We start from the raw sequence: 18,724 nt of genomic DNA on the forward strand, positions 1-18,724 counted from the left end.
AGAACACCTCCGAAATAATAATCTTATTCCAAAGCGTTGCGCGATTGAGTCGACCTGTCAAGCATCGGCATCGGCTTCTAGCCGCGCAACTTCGTCACGGATGCCGTGCGTCAGGGCGTCGGCAAAGCGGTTTAACCGTTCGTTACGCTGGTCGCCCTGATGCCGCACAAGGTAGAAACTTCGGGTCAAACTTACTTGATCCGTCAGGATTTTCCGCAGGTTCCGGTGGAAGGGCAACGTGAAGTCATGGGCCACACCCACCCCGGTGCCAAGCGACACCTGACGCAGTTGAACCGAAACCGAATTCGATGCAAGCGCGACACGGTCAACGCCGATATCGTTGAGATAGTCCAGTTCGCGGTCAAAGATCATGTCCGGGATGTATCCAATCAACCTGTGGCCTTTTAGATCCGCGACAGAGTGAATGGGTTCTTGGCGCTCCAAGTAATCCAGTGTTGCCACGAGGTGCAATTTGTAATCGCTGATCCGTTTGACCAGAAGCTTTCCTGCGGTTGGTGCACTGACGGTCAATGCCATATCTGCTTCGCGCCGGGACAGGTTGATGATCCGCGGCAACGCCAGAATCTGGATATCAAGATCGGGGTTGGCATCGCTGATTTTCGCGCAAACCTGCGGCAGCAGATAATTCGCGCTGCCATCGGGCGCTCCGATCCGGATCTGACCGCTCAGCGATTTGGTCGAGCCTACCACAGCACCCGCTGCTGCACGCATTGCTTCTTCGGCCTGCAGGCCGTGATCCAACAGGCGCTCTCCCGCTGACGTCAGCACGTATCCCTGTTGGGACTTTGTGAACAGGGTTGCGTCCAACGTCGCCTCTAACCGGGCAATGCGCCGTCCAACCGTAGCCGGGTCGATCTTCAGGATGCGCCCTGCAGAAGACAGGCTTTCTTCGCGCGCGACCTCCAGAAAAACACGCATGTCATCCCAATTCGGGTTCATGTTCCACCTTTTGCATTTTTGCAAAGCTCTTTTGAGACATTGCCTCTGTTCGCAGAATTTTTGCAAGCCTATTGTGCGCTCAAATCTATCGGAGGAGCTATCGATGCAAGATCTGACCCACTTCCTGAATGGCGAGATGACCGCCGGAACCTCAGGTCGTTTCGACGACGTGTTCAACCCGGCAACCGGCGAGGTTCAGTATCGCTGCCCGATGGCCAGTGTTGCGGAAACCACCGCCGCCATCGAGGCTGCCGCTGCGGCGCAACCCGCCTGGGGCGCAACTAACCCACAGAAGCGTGCGCGCGTGATGATGGCCATGGTCGGCCTGATGAACCGCGACATGGACAAACTGGCCGAAGCACTGAGCCGCGAGCACGGCAAAACAATCCCCGATGCCAAAGGCGACCTGCAGCGTGGTCTGGAAGTGATCGAATACTGCATCGGCGCACCTCAGATGCTGAAGGGTGAATTCACCGACAGCGCGGGCCCCGGTATCGACATGTACTCGATGCGTCAGCCTCTGGGTGTTGTCGGCTCGATCATGCCTTTCAACTTCCCCGCCATGATGCCGCTGTGGCACGTTGGTCCGGCACTAGCCTGCGGCAACGCCGTGGTTCTGAAGCCTTCCGAGCGTGACCCCTCGGTACCGCTGATGCTGGCCGAACTGTTCGTCGAAGCCGGTCTGCCCAAGGGTGTCTTCCAGGTCGTCAACGGCGACAAGGAGGCCGTGGACACCATCCTCGACAGCGAGATCATTCAGGGCGTCAGCTTTGTAGGTTCTACCCCGATCGCACAGTATATTTACAGTCGCGCAACCGCCAACGGCAAGCGTGCACAATGCTTCGGCGGCGCCAAGAACCACATGATCGTAATGCCCGACGCGGATCTGGATCAGGCGGCTGACGCGCTGGTTGGTGCTGGTTTCGGCGCAGCAGGCGAACGCTGCATGGCGGTTTCGGTTGCTGTTCCGGTTGGTGAAGAGACCGCCGACGCGCTGATCGAAAAACTGATCCCGCGCATTGAAAAACTGAAGGTTGGCCCCTACACCGCCGGCGACGACGTGGACATGGGCCCCGTTGTTACCGCCGCTGCGAAAGAGCGCATCCTCGGCCTGATCAACTCAGGCGTTGAGCAAGGTGCCAAGCTGGTTGTCGACAACCGCGATTTCAGCTTGCAGGGCTATGAGGACGGCTTCTTTGTCGGCCCGCACCTGTTCGACCACGTCACGCCCGAGATGGACATCTACAAGCAGGAAATTTTCGGCCCTGTTCTGTCGACTGTCCGCGCTGGTTCCTACGAAGAGGCGATTGGCCTGGCAATGGATCACGAATACGGCAACGGCACTGCGATCTTCACTCGTGACGGTGACACCGCGCGTGACTTTGCCAGCCGGATCAACATCGGCATGGTCGGCGTCAACGTTCCAATCCCGGTTCCGCTGGCCTACCACACCTTTGGCGGCTGGAAGAAATCCATGTTCGGTGACCTGAACCAGCACGGTCCGGACAGCTTCAAGTTCTACACCCGCACCAAGACCGTCACCGCGCGCTGGCCCTCGGGCATCAAAGAAGGTGGCGAGTTCAACTTCAAGGCAATGGACTGATCCACTGCTGAATTCTGTATGAACCGAACCCGGCCTGTCACAGGCCGGGTTTTTTCGGCGAAGCGCCGCCAAAACAATCGATTTCACGATAAATTCAGCTTGCGCACCCTAGAAAATTGGCGCGATGGCCAATACTTTACAGCAAATTATTGCTCGAGCAGTTCCTGAACCGGAGGCCAATTTGTCAAATCCCCGCATGACTCGTCGCTCTGCATTGTTGGGCGCAGCGTCTCTTCTGGCGACGCCAGCCATTGTACGTGCGCAAAGCAGCGACGCATTCCCGACCGATGAAGAAGCGATTAGCACGCAACTGCCGGTCCGCCGCAACGTGTCGTCGTTCTCGCAACAGAACTGGCAGGATCACTTCGACCAGTTGGGCGTTGGTTGTCTGCTGGCCGACATCACCAGCCGCGCGGTTCACTATTGGAGTCCGGATGGAACCTACAAACTATATCCCAGCTCGGTACCTATGAGTGAAGAGCTGACAAAGCGCGGCTACACCAAGGTCGTACGCAAGACCGAAAACCCAAGCTGGACGCCAACTGCCAATATGCGTGAACGCGACCCGACCCTGCCGGCTCGCGTGGAAGGTGGTGATCCGGGTAATCCGCTGGGCACGCGTGCGATGTATCTGGGTTGGCCCGCTTATCTGGTGCACGGCACCCACGATACACGCAAGATTGGTCGCCAAAGCTCATCGGGATGTATTGGCCTGTATAATCAGCATGTAGAGGAACTGTATCCTCTGGTGCAGATCGGAACTCAAGTCAGACTGATCTGACGAACAAAACCCCGGCCATCAGGACCGGGGCTTTTTCTTTCGCGGGGGGGCGTTATTCTGGCAGGATTACTGCATCTACAACATGTATAACGCCATTGCTGGCTTCGATGTCGGCCTGCACGACCTTAGCGTCATTAACTTTAACGCCGTTCCGTGCATTTACACTCAGACGGTCGCCTTGCACGGTCAGAACCTTGGCCCGTTTACCGGCAATATCACCCGACATCACCTTGGCCGGAACCACATGATAGGTCAGGATTTCGACTAACTGATCCTTGTTTTCCGGCTGCAACAGCGTCTCGACAGTACCTTCCGGCAGCGCGGCAAAAGCCTCATCTGTCGGGGCGAAAACGGTGAATGGACCATCGCCTTTCAGCGTATCTACCAAACCCGCGGCTTGAACCGCAGCGACCAAAGTGTTGAACGATCCGGCCGATACTGCGGTGTCAACGATGTCAGCGGCCTGCGCCTTTACAGGTAGGGCAAGGGCTAGTGCGGCGGCGGCGCCCATGAATGTGCGGCGAAACATGGCTGTTGTCTCCTCTCCAGCTTGTTATGGAAAGAGTTACGGAGACTCAGCCAGCGCGGATCACTTTTCTTTTATTTGCACCCAGATACTTTGCGCACGGCCTTCCTTCAGAAATGGTAGTGCTTCAACCGCATCAGGACGAGACTGTTGCAAGTAATACCCGGGCCAAAGCATTGAATAGGCGCCGGATTGCAGCAAAACGTGCAACATGTACTGCTCCCCCCAACCCGGGCAGTCATAGAAGAACCGCTTGGGGTATTCATAGGGCAGAAAAACATCGTGGACATGGATCACCACACCCGGTTTCAGCGCCGGTATGATGCGGCAGAAAAGATGCGCAACGTCGTTGCTCATCCGAACTACATGGCTGGAGTCGACGAACAGAACGTCACCAGCCTCAAGCTGATCGAACAGCGCCGGGTCAACTTCCTCCAGCCGTTTCTGTTCGAAGTGATCAACAACATGCGCGATGTCGGCACGCGGATAGGGGTCAATCGCGGTGATGTGCGTGTCCAACCCGCCATCGGTAATCGCTTGACGCGTTACGCGGGTTGAGTTGCCGCAGCCGACTTCGATCACCCGCTTCGGTGCAAACCGCCGGATAATCAGGTACAGCGCGTCAGCGTCGGGGCTGTCATAGTAACCGTTGCCGATCTGATAGCCGGTCTGATTGCGTGCCGGGTCCTTTAGCGCCTCCAACGCCTCGGCATGTTGGCCGTACTCGGCAACAAACTGGCCGATACCGAACCCGTCCATCCCAGGTGACAAGGCATAAGCCGGGCGGGTCAACCCGCCTGCCCGTTCAAACGCCTCAAGCCGGGCGCGTTCGTCGTTTTCAACGGCCTTGTCGACCAGCTTCACCCCCAACTCATCCAGGGCCTCATTGATCTTGGGGAATTTTCTGGGTTTCACGAGCGGCTCCACTATCCTGTCGCTTGTTCCTTACCGCTGCTTGCCGGGCCTCTGCAAGGCGGGCTGCGTCAAACGCTTGGCAAAACAGGAATTTCCGTATTCACTGGTACGAACAAGTAAGCGAGGGCCGTTATGCAGCAAGAGTATACGCTGGGCATCGAAGAAGAGTATCTGCTGGTCGATCGCGACAGCCTTGAGCTTGCCGAAGCCCCTGCCGCCTTGATGGAGGCGTGCCAAGCAGATTTCGAAGGACAGGTCAGCCCCGAATTCCTGCAGTGCCAGATCGAGGTCGGCACCCGCCCCCACACGACGGTCAAGTCGGCCCGCGAGGACCTGAAACGCCTGCGATCCTGTGTGGCGGAACGCGCCGCCGAATATAACCTCGCCCCGATTGCGGTGTCCTGTCATCCATTCGCCGACTGGAAGAAACAGCACCACACCCGCAAGGATCGCTATGACGCGCTTCATCATGCGCTGGGCGGCGTCGCGCGGAGGATGCTGATCTGTGGGATGCATGTGCATGTAGGGGTCGAGGACCCTGCCCTGCGCGCCGACCTGATGCCGCAGCTTTCGTATTTCCTGCCGCACCTGCTCGCGCTGTCGACCTCTTCTCCTTATTGGAACGGAGAGGATACGGGGCTGTCCTCTTACCGCCTGACCGTGTTCGACAACCTGCCGCGCACTGGCCTGCCTCCGGTTCTGGCCAGTTGGTCTGATTACGAACGTACAACCGGCATTCTGGTGGAACTTGGCGTAATTGAGGATACGACGAAGATTTGGTGGGACCTGCGCCCGTCACACCGATTCCCGACGCTGGAAACCCGGATCATGGATGTACAGCCGCGGCTGGAACATACGCTGTCGCTGGCCGTTCTGGTACAGGCCCTGACCCGCATGTTATGTCGCCTGAAAGACCGAAACCTGCGCTGGCGGCATTACGACCAGTTTCTGATCGGCGAAAACCGCTGGCGCGCGCAGCGTTACGGCGTCGGCGAAGGTCTGATCGATTTCGGTGACCGCTCGATCAAACCTATGCCCGAACTGATGGGTGAACTCATGGGTATGTTGGCAGAAGATGCCGAGGCGCTGGGCACCATGACAGAGCTGGCTCGCCTGCAGCAGATTGCACAAACCGGCACCTCAGCCACGCGACAACGCCGCACATACGCCGAGGCCGTGGCAAAGGGCGACAATCCGGGCAAGGCGGTGGTCCGGCATCTGATCGAAGAATATCACATGGACCTTTGACATATCAGTGCGTGATTGCTGGCCCTGCAAAACTTCTGTAAGAATTCAGAAATAAACAGTCGTTCAATTCATTCGACAGCGTGGGAGGCAACCCTTGGATTTTGCACTGACAGAAGAGCAAACCGCGATCTTCGATATGGCCTACGATTTCGGGCAGGACAACATCGCACCCTACGCCCGCCAGTGGGAGGCCGACGGCACTATCCCCAAAGACCTCTGGCCCCAGATCGGAGAGCTGGGGTTCGGTGGCCTCTATGTCTCGGAAGACAGCGGCGGTTCGGGCCTGTCTCGTCTGGATGCCACATTAGTGTTTGAGGCACTTTCGATGGCCTGCCCGTCGGTCGCGGCGTTCCTGTCGATCCACAATATGTGCGCCAAGATGCTGGACAGCTTCGCCAGCGACGATCTGAAATCCCGCATCATGCCCGATGTGCTGAGCCTGAAAACAGTGCTCAGCTACTGCCTTACTGAACCCGGATCGGGCTCGGACGCTGCCGCGTTGAAAACCCGAGCGGATCGCACCAATGAAGGCTACACACTGAACGGCACCAAGGCCTTTATCTCGGGCGGAGGTTATTCTGACGCTTATGTCTGCATGGTGCGCACCGGTCAGGATGGCCCCAAGGGAATCTCGACGGTCTATGTTGAAGACGGCACCTCCGGCCTCACCTTTGGCGCGCTGGAACAGAAGATGGGCTGGAAAAGCCAGCCCACGGCGCAGGTGCAGTTCGACGACTGCAAAATCCCGGCAGGCAACCTTGTTGGCACTGAGGGCGACGGTTTCAAATATGCGATGATGGGGCTGGATGGCGGGCGGTTGAACATCGCCTCCTGCTCGCTGGGGGCCGCGCAGACCGGGCTGAACATGACCCTGCAATACATGTCGGAACGCAAAGCCTTTGGCCAATCCATCGACCAATTTCAGGCGCTGCAATTCCGGCTGGCCGATATGGAGATCGAACTGCAAGCCGCCCGCACCTTCCTGCGGCAGGCGGCTTGGAAACTGGATCAGGGCACACCAGATGCGACCAAATTCTGCGCCATGGCCAAGAAATTCGTAACCGAGACCGGGTCCAAGGTTGTGGACCAGTGTCTGCAACTGCATGGTGGCTACGGGTATCTGGCGGACTATGGAATCGAGAAACTGGTCCGCGATCTCCGCGTGCATCAGATTCTGGAAGGCACGAACGAAATCATGCGGGTCATTGTCGCCCGACAAATGCTTGCAGACCGCTGAGGAGCCCATGCCTGACATCGACATCCGTATCACTGGCCGCGCCGGGCGCATCACCCTGACCCGCCCCAAAGCACTGAACGCGCTGACCTATGATATGTGCATGGCGATCGACACGGCGCTGCGGAACTGGCGTGAAGACGACGCTGTGGATCTGGTGATCATGGATGCCGAGGGCGACAAGGCCTTTTGCGCAGGCGGAGACATTGCCGACCTCTACGCAACCGGCATCAAGGGGATTTACGATTACGGCCGCACTTTCTGGCGGGATGAATACCGTCTGAACGCGCTGATCTTTGAATACTCCAAACCGGTCGTCAGTTTCCTTCAAGGTTTCACTATGGGTGGCGGCGTTGGCATCGGCTGCCACGGCAGTCATCGCGTCGTTGGTGAAAGCTCTCGGATCGCTCTGCCTGAATGTTCCATTGGCCTGGTTCCGGATGTCGGCAGCACTTTGATGCTGGCGCTGGCCCCCGGTCGGCTGGGTGAGTATCTGGGCACCACCAGTCACCGAATGGGGCCCGGAGACGCCATCTTTGCCGGTTTCGCTGATCATTACATTCCCCTCGCCGAGTGGTCCGATCTGATTGAGATGCTCGAGGCATCGGGGGACACCGAGATGCTGCAGAAACACTCGGCGGTGCCACCCAAAAGCGAGTTGGAGCAACAGCAACCTGAGATCGATGCCAGTTTTGACGGTGAAACTCTCGGGGACATCCTGAACACCCTGACCCATTCCGATCACTCAGTAGCCATTGAGGCGCGCAAATTCATGGACCGTAATTCGCCTCTTTCCATGGCGTGTACGGTTGAGATGCTACACCGTTTGCGCACCCCCAGCCTGACACAGCGCAAAGCGCTGGAGTTGGAATACCGCTATACCTTCAGGGCAATGGAGCACGGAGATTTTCTGGAAGGCATTCGCGCCCAGATCATTGACAAGGACCGCACACCGCGCTGGCAGTTTGCCGATCAGGTCGTGCCAGCGGTCACTGTGTCAAAGATGTTGCAGCCACTGGGCAAAGACATGCTGACTTTTGAGGAGACATAAGAGATGAAAATCGGGTTTATCGGGCTTGGTAACATGGGCAACCCAATGGCCACCAACCTGGCCAAGGCCGGGCATGAGGTGACGGGTTTTGACATGGCCGATGTTGATGTTGCGGGCGTCACCATGGCCGGTTCGGGTGCCGATGCGGCCGCAGGTGCCGACATCGTCATCACGATGCTTCCGAACGGACAAATCCTGCGCGCAGTGGCAAATGAAATCATCCCTGTGATGCAGTCTGGGTCTGTTTGGATCGACTGTTCGACAGTTGACGTTGACAGCGCCCGCGTCGTTGCAGATCAGGCAAAAGAGGCCGGTGTCCTCGCGGTTGATGCTCCGGTCTCGGGCGGGATCGGTGGCGCGGCCGCTGGCACGCTGACCTTCATGGCCGGCGGCAGCGACGATGCCTTTGCCAAGGCCGAGCCCCTGTTTGACATCATGGGCCAGAAAGCCGTTCATTGCGGCGAATCCGGTGCCGGTCAGGCCGCGAAAATCTGCAACAACATGATCCTGGGCGTCACCATGATCGCCACTTGCGAGGCCTTTGCGCTGGCTGACAAACTGGGGCTGGACCGGCAAAAGATGTTTGACGTTGTCAGCACGTCGTCGGGCTATAGCTGGACGATGAATGCCTATTGCCCTGCCGCAGGCGTCGGCCCGACCAGCCCGGCGGATAACGAATACAAGCCCGGCTTTGCCGCCGAACTGATGCTGAAGGATCTGCGGCTCAGCCAACGGGCTGCGGAGAGCGCGGATGCGGACACGCCGATGGGTCAGGTTGCTACCGCGCTCTATGAGAAATTCGTCGAGGCCGAAGACGGGCTAGGAATGGACTTCTCGGCCATGTTGCCGAGGTTCGAAAAACGCGGACGAGGCTAAGAGCGGACCCCATGGGCGGCTTCCTGCCCATGGGGTTGACCCGCAGACCGGCTGCGGCCATCTATCCTTGGCCACAGTGTTCACGCGAAAGGAAGCAAGATGTCGCGCGTATTTACCATTTCGACGGCAATTCTGGCGCTTGCGCTCAGCTCTGGCATGACCATGGCCGGGAACGGCAAAGGCAAAGCCGGACACTGCCCGCCGGGTCTGGCAAAGAAAGCCGTGCCCTGCGTGCCGCCGGGACAGGTCAAAAACCTGTATCGTACGGGTGACTACATCAATCGGGACTATCGTTGGATCAACGATCCTTACCGCTATGGTCTGAACCGAGGCAGCTACATCCGTGCTGGCGACTATGTCTATCGCGTTGATCCGGACACACGAAAGGTGCTGAACCTGATCGGAGCGGTGGTCGACATCCTATACTGAGAATCGCGCCCCTATTCCGCCGCGACCCGCGCCCCATCCAGCATTTGTTTCAGATACCGGCCGGTATGACTGCGTTCGACGGCGGCCACATCCTCGGGCGTTCCGGTCGCCACGATCGCGCCCCCGCCATCACCGCCTTCGGGTCCGATGTCGATGATATGGTCGGCGGTTTTCACGACGTCCAGATTGTGTTCGATCACAACAACCGTGTTCCCCTGATCCACCAATTCGTGCAGCACTTCCAACAGCTTACGAACGTCTTCGAAATGCAGCCCAGTGGTCGGTTCATCCAAGATATACAGCGTCCGCCCTGTTGAACGTTTCGACAACTCCTTGGACAGCTTGACCCGCTGCGCCTCACCACCGGACAGTGTGGTCGCCTGTTGACCGACCTTGATATAGCCCAGACCAACTCGTGCCAATGCGTCCATCTTGTCACGGATCGACGGCACGGCCTTAAAAAACTCCTGCGCGTCTTCCACTGTCATATCAAGGACATCGGCGATAGACTTGCCCTTGAACTTGATCTCCAGCGTTTCGCGGTTATAACGCGCACCTTTGCAGGTTTCGCAGGTCACATAGACGTCGGGCAGAAAGTGCATCTCGATCTTGATGACACCATCGCCCTGACAGGCTTCGCACCGGCCACCTTTGACATTAAAACTGAACCGCCCGGGCTTGTAGCCGCGCGCCTTCGCCTCGGGCAGACCAGCGAACCAGTCACGGATTGGGGTGAAGGCCCCGGTGTAAGTCGCTGGATTCGAACGCGGAGTCCGCCCAATCGGGCGCTGGTCAATGTCAATGACCTTGTCCAGATGCTCCAGCCCTTTGATTGTCTCACAGGGCGCAGGTGTCTGCCGCGCACCGTTCAGGCGCATCGAGGCGGTTTTGAACAGCGTTTCAATCGTCAGGGTCGACTTACCGCCGCCGGACACGCCGGTCACACAGACGAACTTGCCCAGCGGAAAATCTGCGGTAACGTTCTTCAGGTTGTTCCCGGTCGCCTTGACCACCGAGACCTTTTTCTTATTCCCCTTGCGCCGTTTCGACGGAACGGAGATCTCGCGCGTACCGGCCAGATATTGACCGGTCATTGAGGCCGCGTCGGATGCGATCTGTTCGGGCGTGCCTTCGCTGACCACCTGTCCGCCATGTACACCGGCTCCGGGGCCGATATCGAAGACGTAGTCCGCCTCGCGAATGGCCTCTTCGTCATGTTCGACGACGATCACGGTATTGCCCTGATCGCGTAGGTTCTTAAGCGTGCCCAGAAGGCGATCATTGTCTCGCTGGTGCAGGCCAATCGAAGGTTCGTCCAGCACATACAGAACCCCGGTCAGGCCGGACCCGATCTGGCTGGCCAGACGGATACGCTGGCTTTCACCGCCAGAAAGAGTGCCACTTGAACGGGACAGCGTAAGGTATTCCAAACCCACATTATTCAGGAAACCCAGACGTTCGCGAATTTCTTTCAGAATCGCTCGCGCAATCTCGTTCTTCTGAACGCTAAGATGGTTCGGCGCATCCTCAACCCAGGCCAAAGCCTCTTTGATCGACATCTGCACAACCTGCCCAACATGCAGACCAGCGATCTTAACCGCCAGAGCCTCTGGACGCAGGCGATACCCTTCGCACGAGCCACACGGTCGGTTGTTCTGGTAGCGTTCAAACTCTTCCCGAATCCAAGCACTGTCGGTCTCGCGATAGCGCCGCTCCATATTGGGGATCACGCCCTCAAAGCTGCGGGTGACCTGATAGACCCGTCCACCTTCGTCGTAACGGAACTGGATTTCCTCGTCGCCCGACCCACGCAAGAAAACCTGCTGCACTTTCGCGGGCAAGTCTTTCCACGGCGTGTTCTTGTCAAACTTGTAGTGGCGCGCAATGGCCTCGATTGTTTGCAGGAAATAGGGCGACTTGCCTTTGCGCCACGGGGCCAAGGCTCCGTCATAGAGTTTCAACGTCTGGTCCGGCACCACAAGCCGTTCGTCAAAGAACAGCTCGACGCCCAGCCCGTCGCAGTCCGGACAGGCCCCGAACGGCGCGTTGAACGAAAAAAGGCGCGGTTCGATCTCGGGGATCGTGAACCCGCTGACCGGACAGGCGAAATTCTCGCTGAAGGTAATGCGTTCGGGGTCACCCTCACGCGGTGCGGTTTCCAGAATCGCAATGCCATCCGCCAAATCCAGAGCGGTCCGCAGGCTATCGGCCAGACGTGTCTCCATCCCTTGCCGAACGACCAGACGATCAACAACGACGTCGATATCGTGGCGGAATTTCTTGTCCAGCGTGGGCGGCTCGTCGAGTTCATAGAACTCACCATCCACCTTCACGCGCTGAAAACCCTGCTTGCGGAGTTCAAGGAACTCTTTTTTGTATTCCCCCTTCCGGTCCCGCACGATGGGCGCCAGAAGGTAGCCGCGCGTTCCCTCCTCTTCGCCCTTGATGCGGTCAACCATGTCTTGCACCTGTTGCGCCTCAATCGGCTGACCGGTGGCGGGGCTGTAGGGCGTGCCCGCACGGGCAAACAGCAGACGAAGATAGTCGTAAATCTCGGTGACCGTACCAACGGTTGAGCGTGGGTTCTTCGACGTGGTTTTCTGTTCGATCGAAATCGCCGGAGACAGGCCGCTGATGTGATCCACATCCGGCTTTTCCATCATGTCTAGGAACTGGCGCGCATAGGCCGATAGGCTTTCGACATAACGACGTTGACCTTCAGCATAGATCGTATCAAAGGCCAACGAAGACTTGCCCGAGCCTGACAACCCGGTGATCACAACCAACTGGTCGCGCGGGATATCCACGTCGATTCCCTTGAGGTTATGCTCGCGCGCGCCGCGCACCTCAATATTCTTAAGCTCAGCCATTTTGGCCCCCAACACACAAGTGTCCTAGAAATAGGCGAGCCACACCGAGTCTCCAACAGAAAAGTTAGAACAAAGTGTGAACTACCGGATTATTGCCGACATCTCCTGACATCAAAACCCCGAAACAAAACATGGCCCCAAAAAGGGGTGGAAATTTCATCGCTTTCGGAAGGAAATGGCGCGGTTGACGGGGCTCGAACCCGCGACCCCCGGCGTGACAGGCCGGTACTCTAACCAACTGAGCTACAACCGCGCATCTATTTCATGGCCTTTATCCTGGACCAAGGATGGCAGCGATGGCGCGGTTGACGGGGCTCGAACCCGCGACCCCCGGCGTGACAGGCCGGTACTCTAACCAACTGAGCTACAACCGCCCGCTGCCCGTTCGTTGCTGAACGTTGGGGTGTATTATGGCTACGCTCGGGCAGCGTCAAGCGGCGTTTTGAAGTTTTTTCCGAATTCGCGAATTTTCCCTGACGAGAGGCAACTACGTACCGGTCTGAGTTGCACCAATATCCCCAGGTGCCGTGCATTTCCGGCGACGCTGAAATACCTCGCCCCCTATTCAACCTTCGAATGTGTCACCGACGCAACAGCACAGTGAAATTGCTGCGACGCAATACACATCCCCAATACTGAAATGTAGTGCTGCACCCGCAAAGTGTTCTCATTTAGACACTTTGCAAAACAATAAAACAAACGGAGAAGAAACGTGAAAAACGTGTTTATTTACTGCATGTTGACCGCATCTATTTCAACTACGGCGGCCCATGCAGTAGAGGTAACTGGTGGTTATCTGGATTTGGGGTACTCGACTTTTACAGACAGTGACTTTGGAAATTCATTCAACCTCAACGGGTCTGGCGAATTGGCCTTCTCACGCTCATTCAGCACGCAATTGGACCTTGGCGGGTATCGTTTTCAGGACGCCGACGAAAACGCGTCCAGCTGGACCCTGCATGCCAATTTGCACACAAGCGTTAGCGCTTCTCTTGGCGCCTACTATGGGCGTGACTACGTAGATGGACCAGACCTTGAATTCTATGGTGTCGAAGCCGGTTTTGACGCCGGGCCAGCCGAAGTCGAGGCATATCTCGGTCGTCAGCAAGTGGTCGATTTTTCTGATGTTGATGGAACGCTCTTTGGTATCGCCGTTTCGACGGACGTTAGCGACCAATGGCAGTTCACTCTCAGCTATGACTTGATAGACAACCTCTACGGCCTGCTCGACTATGACCTCTACACGATTGGTGCAGACTACTACGTGAGGGAAAACGCCATGATCTATGGAAATCTTGGGTTTGCTCATATTTCGACCCCTATCGCGTCTGGTAGCTCAAACGAAGCTTATGTCGCCGTGGGGGTTCGCATGAACCTCGGCAACAAACGCGGCACGACCTTTAGCCGACGTGGCGTTGTAGACAAGCTTCCGGGCCTCTAACCTGCTGTCATGGGGTAGTTCCCAACGCAAACTGCATTTGCGGCAACTGCAAGTGCCGCGTTTTTCCGGTCGACAAATCTGTCGGCCGGCCTCTTGCGCAGGCTGAGGACTCTCTGTAATACGCCGCCTTACGGGTGATTAGCTCAGTGGTAGAGCGCTTCGTTCACATCGAAGATGTCAGGAGTTCAAATCTCTTATCACCCACCATCACTTTCGCAATTGTTGAGCGCCACTAATTTGGTTCGCAGGTCTGAAAAGACGGCAATTGACCTGACGCTCGAAAAAGAACCTCGCTGTTTCGGCCATTTTGATCATTACGTTGGGCAACTTGCGTTTACTCAGAGACCGAGCTACGGCTATGCCCAATACTCTGTGAGCCAAACGAGCAGGTTTATTGAAGACGATCATTCACATTGGAATGCCTAAGACAGGCAGTACGGCGCTCCAAAAGGCCCTTTGCGGTGCACGCAAAGAGTTGGCCAAAAATGGTGTGCTATATCCAATTCAAGGCAAACAAGTGAACCACGGGCTGCTTGCTGGTGCAGTTCGCCCTTATGAGGTTGCTCCGAGACGTTTTCGAAGATTTTCGGAACAAGAACTCAACTCACGCGTTGAGGTTTTTCTTGAAAAATTGAAAAGTCAGATTTCAGGGCACGATTCTGATCTTTTAATTCTCTCTTCCGAATACCTATGGCCTGTGGGTCAATACCATGCCGGGCTGGAAAAGCTCCGGTTTTTGCTGAAGCAGGTCGGAATCGAAAATCCGGAATTCGTCGCGTATGTCAGGGGGCCATCCAGCTACTATTTGTCCGCTACTCAGCAGCGTTTAAGAGCATCCTCTACGTTTCGACAGCCCGGAAACTACAACATAACTGCCAATCTTGACGCATATTCAGAGTTTTTCTCGAATTCGCAATTCTCCGTTCGCTTGTTCAACCGCGAAGCTTTGGTCGGCGGCGACATTATTTCTGACTTTATGTCGCTGCATAGGCCAGACCTGCAGGGAATCGTATCGAAGGCCGCAAAAAAAATCTCGACCAATGAATCGCTGTCTGCTGAAGGAATGGTGTTGATGCAGCAGTTTCGAAGGCATTTCTACGCGGACCAAGATGACCGAATTAACAAGCAAACACTAAGGTTCATTAATCAGTTACGCCGTGTAGAGAAGAGGTTAAACCTGCCTCGTCCCATGCTTCGACCTGAGGTCGCCGAATATACAGATTATTCAGGCACTGGGCCATTAGACCTACGAGATCGCTATGGCATCGTTTTCCCGAATCTAGACTATAGCCGCCTTGAGAGAGGTGAGTTCGCTAAAAAGCCTCAGGTCGGAGATGACGTTCAGGACGTTGTACAAGTAAGCGATGAACAACTGGAGCAGATGGTAAGCCGCCTTTTGCAGACCTATCTCAGTTTAAATCCCACCCTTAGAAAATGGTTGCGATCCTTGCCTTTTGGTAAAACGGCTTAATCCACTTTAGCCAATTTCAGAACGTCGCGCAGATAGGTCGATCATTTCTTGAGCAACCGTGATACACGGCAGCAGGAACAAGCCTATTCAAAATCTAAGGTTACACCTTTTGCAGCTGAAAAACGCAAGAAAGCAAATGTGATAGATGAATGACGGGGCTGTCGCCCCGTCTCTCCCATTTCAGATCAATGCGCAGTTGCCGAAGGCAAAGCGTCCTCAGACGCCTTAGCAGCGGCCGCCGCGGCTTCTTCCGCAGCCTCGTCCCACTCAATCGGCTCAGGCTTGCGCACGAGAGAATGTTCCAGAACCTCCGAAACGTGTTTGACCGGAATGATTTCCAGTCCCTCTTTCACGTTATCCGGAATTTCTGCCAGATCTTTCTCGTTTTCTTCGGGGATCAGAACCGTTTTGATTCCACCGCGCAGCGCTGCCAGCAGCTTCTCTTTCAGCCCGCCAATCGGCATTGCATTGCCGCGTAGCGAAACTTCACCGGTCATTGCGATATCCTTGCGCACGGGAATCCCGGTCAGCACCGACACGATCGAAGTGACCATTGCCAGACCGGCACTCGGGCCGTCCTTTGGCGTCGCCCCATCCGGAACGTGGACGTGGATATCCAACGTGTCGAACTTCGGCGGCTTCACCCCGATCCGGGGCGAGATTGACCTGACATAAGACGAAGCCGCATCGATGGATTCCTTCATCACGTCGCCCAGCTTACCAGTGGTCTTCATCCGCCCCTTGCCGGGCAGTTTCAGCGCCTCGATATGCAACAGGTCGCCACCGACCGACGTCCACGCCAGGCCGGTGACAACACCGACCTGATCGTCCTGTTCGGCCAGACCATAACGGAACTTGGGCACGCCCAGGAACTCATCAAGATTGTCGGGCGTCACAGTGACCTCTTCCGCCTGCTTCTTGATGATCTTGGTCAGCGATTTCCGCGCCACCTTGGCGATTTCACGCTCGAGGTTCCGCACGCCCGCCTCGCGGGTGTAAGTGCGGATGATTTTCTGCAATGCCTCATCGGTGAGTTCAAATTCCTTGGCCTTCAGACCATGGTTTTTGACCTGCTTGCCGATCAGGTGCTGCTTGGCGATCTCGCTCTTTTCCTCTTCGGTGTAACCGGCCAGAGGGATGATCTCCATCCGGTCCAGCAGAGGCCCAGGCATGTTGTAACTGTTTGACGTGGTCAGGAACATCACGTTGGACAGGTCATATTCGACTTCCAAATAGTGATCCATGAACGTGCTGTTCTGTTCCGGGTCCAACACCTCAAGCATGGCTGAGGCCGGGTCACCACGGAAGTCCTGCCCCATCTTGTCGATCTCGTCGAGCAGGATGAGCGGGTTCGTGGTTTTCGCCTTTTTCAGTGCCTGGATGATCTTACCAGGCATCGAGCCGATATAGGTCCGACGGTGACCCCTGATCTCGGATTCATCACGTACACCACCCAACGAGATGCGGATAAACTCGCGCCCCGTGGCCTTGGCAACCGATTTCCCCAGCGATGTCTTACCCACACCCGGAGGGCCAACAAGGCACAGGATTGGGCCTTTCAGCTTTTTCGAACGCTGCTGTACCGCGAGGTATTCGACGATCCGTTCTTTGACCTTCTCAAGCCCATAGTGATCAGCGTCCAGAATGTCCTGCGCGCGACCCAAATCCTTTTTGACGCGGGACTTGGTGCCCCACGGCAGCGACAGGATCCAGTCCAGATAGTTGCGCACGACGGTGGCCTCAGCCGACATCGGGCTCATGTTACGCAACTTTTTCAGCTCGCCTTCAGCCTTTTCGCGCGCCTCTTTCGACAGCTTGGTCTCATTGATCTTGGCTTCCAGCTCGGCGACTTCGTTGCTGCCATCCTCACCATCGCCAAGTTCCTTCTGAATGGCCTTCATCTGCTCATTCAGATAATACTCTCGCTGCGTCTTCTCCATCTGGGATTTGACGCGGGTCTTGATCTTTTTCTCGACCTGCAGAACGGACATTTCACCCTGCATCAGGCCATAGACCTTCTCAAGCCGCTCACTGACTGAGAGCGTTTCCAGCAGTTCCTGCTTTTGCTCTACCTCAATGCCCAGATGGCCTGACACAAGGTCGGCCAGCTTAGCAGGCTCGGTGGTTTCACCGACGGCTGTCAGAGCTTCTTCGGGGATGTTCTTGCGGACTTTGGCATAACGCTCGAACTCATCCGCGACGGTGCGCAGAAGCGCTTCGGTCGTCGTGACATCGCCCGGAATTTCGGTCAGATACTCGGCGCGGGCTTCGAAAAACTCTTCGTTTTCAAGAAATTCGGTAATCTGCACGCGCGCCTGCCCTTCGACCAGCACCTTTACGGTGCCATCGGGCAGCTTCAGCAATTGCAGAACATTGGCCAGAACGCCGGAACGGTAAATACCGTCAATGGCCGGATCATCATCACCGGGGTCAATCTGGCTGGACAGCAGAATCTGCTTGTCGTCCTGCATCACTTCTTCCAGTGCGCGGACGGATTTTTCCCGACCCACGAACAGCGGCACGATCATATGTGGGAACACCACGATATCGCGCAGCGGAAGTACGGGGTATGAGGAATTCAGAGGCTCTTGCATGCTCAATCCTTATCGTTGGCAAGATGGCTCCGGTCCCTGAATAAGGCAACGCTTGGCCATCTCCTGTCTTGGACGATAAAGGTGGGGCCTCATCGCCCTTTTTCAACCTTACCGTCGTTTATCGCGTTTCAGAATGACCCGAGGTTTTCCGGACTGCAAGGCGTCCGGTGGACATATCCACCGATTTTAAAAAAACATACCAACCGAGTTGAAAAAGCGCGCGCTAGAACACCCTTTGGACCGCGCGGGACAGGAAAAAGCCGTGACCGTCTTGATTCCTACACTCCAACCCCTTTTTCGAGGAATGGCAGGTGAACCCACCAAATTCTCCGGTTACGCCATATTCGGCCCTGCTGAATCCGTCGCGATTTCGGTTGAGCGGTTGGCACATCATCTGAACCGGTCCGGTATTCAACATGAAGAAATCATGCCCCCAATCCGACTGGCAATCCGCAGGGCGCGGCATGGCGGGGGTGCCCCGGCGTTCAATAATGGTGCAGTAAATGTCCGATCCATTCAGTTCTTGCCCGACCGAGCATTGGATGTTTTCGGACGGCGTTTCAAACGTCCAGACATCTGCATGAGAGACTGACGTTAACAATGCGAAAAAGGCTGAAAAAAGCACAAATCGAGGCATAAGAACCACCAATATAAAACCTGAAACTGACTTGATTAATCTGAGCCTAAACTAGCAAGACAACAGCGTTTTGTCACCAACGGTCCGC

The 18,724-nt window shown here is 56.3% G+C and carries 15 protein-coding genes and 3 tRNA genes; 10 read left to right on the top strand and 8 right to left on the bottom strand.

The window, feature by feature from the left end:
- Positions 1-57: 57 nt before the first annotated feature.
- A complete protein-coding gene (locus ACR0ER_RS00885; protein WP_480767315.1) occupies positions 58-960 on the bottom strand; it encodes a LysR family transcriptional regulator in 903 nt (300 codons plus the stop codon).
- A gap of 103 nt (positions 961-1,063) precedes the next feature.
- Between ACR0ER_RS00885 and ACR0ER_RS00890 the strand changes: the two genes are divergently transcribed.
- Entirely contained in the window at positions 1,064-2,563 is a 1,500-nt protein-coding gene (locus ACR0ER_RS00890; RefSeq protein WP_170329972.1) for a CoA-acylating methylmalonate-semialdehyde dehydrogenase, read from the top strand.
- Between the two features lie 196 nt (positions 2,564-2,759).
- Entirely contained in the window at positions 2,760-3,344 is a 585-nt protein-coding gene (locus tag ACR0ER_RS00895) for a L,D-transpeptidase (RefSeq protein WP_480767504.1), read from the top strand.
- Positions 3,345-3,396: 52 nt separating this feature from the next.
- Here ACR0ER_RS00895 and ACR0ER_RS00900 read toward each other — a convergent pair whose 3' ends face one another.
- Positions 3,397-3,873 carry a fasciclin domain-containing protein gene (locus ACR0ER_RS00900; protein ID WP_480767316.1) on the bottom strand — a complete coding sequence of 159 codons (477 nt, stop codon included), beginning with the start codon at positions 3,871-3,873 and terminating at the stop codon, positions 3,397-3,399.
- A gap of 60 nt (positions 3,874-3,933) precedes the next feature.
- On the bottom strand, positions 3,934-4,785 hold the full coding sequence (locus ACR0ER_RS00905) for a class I SAM-dependent methyltransferase (protein WP_480767317.1): 852 nt from the start codon (positions 4,783-4,785) through the stop codon (positions 3,934-3,936).
- Between the two features lie 132 nt (positions 4,786-4,917).
- Here ACR0ER_RS00905 and ACR0ER_RS00910 point away from each other — a divergent pair, with 132 nt between their 5' ends.
- From ACR0ER_RS00910 to ACR0ER_RS00930, 5 genes are all read left to right on the top strand, one after another.
- Positions 4,918-6,033, top strand: a complete 1,116-nt coding sequence (locus tag ACR0ER_RS00910; RefSeq protein WP_480767318.1) for a carboxylate-amine ligase — start codon at positions 4,918-4,920, stop codon at positions 6,031-6,033.
- Between the two features lie 94 nt (positions 6,034-6,127).
- Positions 6,128-7,270, top strand: a complete 1,143-nt coding sequence (locus ACR0ER_RS00915; RefSeq protein ID WP_480767319.1) for an acyl-CoA dehydrogenase family protein — start codon at positions 6,128-6,130, stop codon at positions 7,268-7,270.
- A 7-nt stretch (positions 7,271-7,277) separates the two neighbouring features.
- Positions 7,278-8,318, top strand: a complete 1,041-nt coding sequence (locus ACR0ER_RS00920; RefSeq protein WP_480767320.1) for an enoyl-CoA hydratase/isomerase family protein — start codon at positions 7,278-7,280, stop codon at positions 8,316-8,318.
- Between the two features lie 3 nt (positions 8,319-8,321).
- Entirely contained in the window at positions 8,322-9,194 is an 873-nt protein-coding gene (gene mmsB, locus ACR0ER_RS00925) for a 3-hydroxyisobutyrate dehydrogenase (RefSeq protein ID WP_480767321.1), read from the top strand.
- A 99-nt stretch (positions 9,195-9,293) separates the two neighbouring features.
- Positions 9,294-9,623: a hypothetical protein gene (locus tag ACR0ER_RS00930; RefSeq protein ID WP_480767322.1), complete on the top strand. Its 330-nt coding sequence runs from the start codon at positions 9,294-9,296 to the stop codon at positions 9,621-9,623.
- A gap of 11 nt (positions 9,624-9,634) precedes the next feature.
- Here the strand turns inward: ACR0ER_RS00930 and uvrA are convergent, their stop codons facing one another.
- From uvrA to ACR0ER_RS00945, 3 genes are all read right to left on the bottom strand, one after another.
- Positions 9,635-12,493 carry an excinuclease ABC subunit UvrA gene (uvrA, locus tag ACR0ER_RS00935; RefSeq protein ID WP_480767323.1) on the bottom strand — a complete coding sequence of 953 codons (2,859 nt, stop codon included), beginning with the start codon at positions 12,491-12,493 and terminating at the stop codon, positions 9,635-9,637.
- A 176-nt stretch (positions 12,494-12,669) separates the two neighbouring features.
- A tRNA-Asp gene (locus tag ACR0ER_RS00940) sits at positions 12,670-12,746 on the bottom strand.
- Positions 12,747-12,790: 44 nt separating this feature from the next.
- Positions 12,791-12,867, bottom strand: a tRNA-Asp gene (locus tag ACR0ER_RS00945).
- Between the two features lie 338 nt (positions 12,868-13,205).
- Between ACR0ER_RS00945 and ACR0ER_RS00950 the strand changes: the two genes are divergently transcribed.
- The 3 genes from ACR0ER_RS00950 (at position 13,206) to ACR0ER_RS00960 (ending at position 15,405) form a co-directional block, all read left to right on the top strand.
- Positions 13,206-13,934 carry a porin gene (locus ACR0ER_RS00950; RefSeq protein WP_480767324.1) on the top strand — a complete coding sequence of 243 codons (729 nt, stop codon included), beginning with the start codon at positions 13,206-13,208 and terminating at the stop codon, positions 13,932-13,934.
- A gap of 132 nt (positions 13,935-14,066) precedes the next feature.
- Positions 14,067-14,141, top strand: a tRNA-Val gene (locus ACR0ER_RS00955).
- Positions 14,142-14,328: 187 nt separating this feature from the next.
- The gene (locus ACR0ER_RS00960; protein ID WP_480767325.1) at positions 14,329-15,405 is read left to right on the top strand and encodes a hypothetical protein; all 1,077 of its coding nucleotides are present in this window, start codon (positions 14,329-14,331) and stop codon (positions 15,403-15,405) included.
- Between the two features lie 185 nt (positions 15,406-15,590).
- Here the strand turns inward: ACR0ER_RS00960 and lon are convergent, their stop codons facing one another.
- Both lon and ACR0ER_RS00970 read right to left on the bottom strand, forming a co-directional pair.
- The gene (lon, locus tag ACR0ER_RS00965; protein ID WP_480767326.1) at positions 15,591-17,999 is read right to left on the bottom strand and encodes an endopeptidase La; all 2,409 of its coding nucleotides are present in this window, start codon (positions 17,997-17,999) and stop codon (positions 15,591-15,593) included.
- A 223-nt stretch (positions 18,000-18,222) separates the two neighbouring features.
- Entirely contained in the window at positions 18,223-18,636 is a 414-nt protein-coding gene (locus ACR0ER_RS00970; protein WP_480767327.1) for a DUF6636 domain-containing protein, read from the bottom strand.
- Between the last annotated feature and the right edge of the window lie 88 nt (positions 18,637-18,724).

This window comes from Ruegeria sp. CH8, from assembly GCF_056536985.1.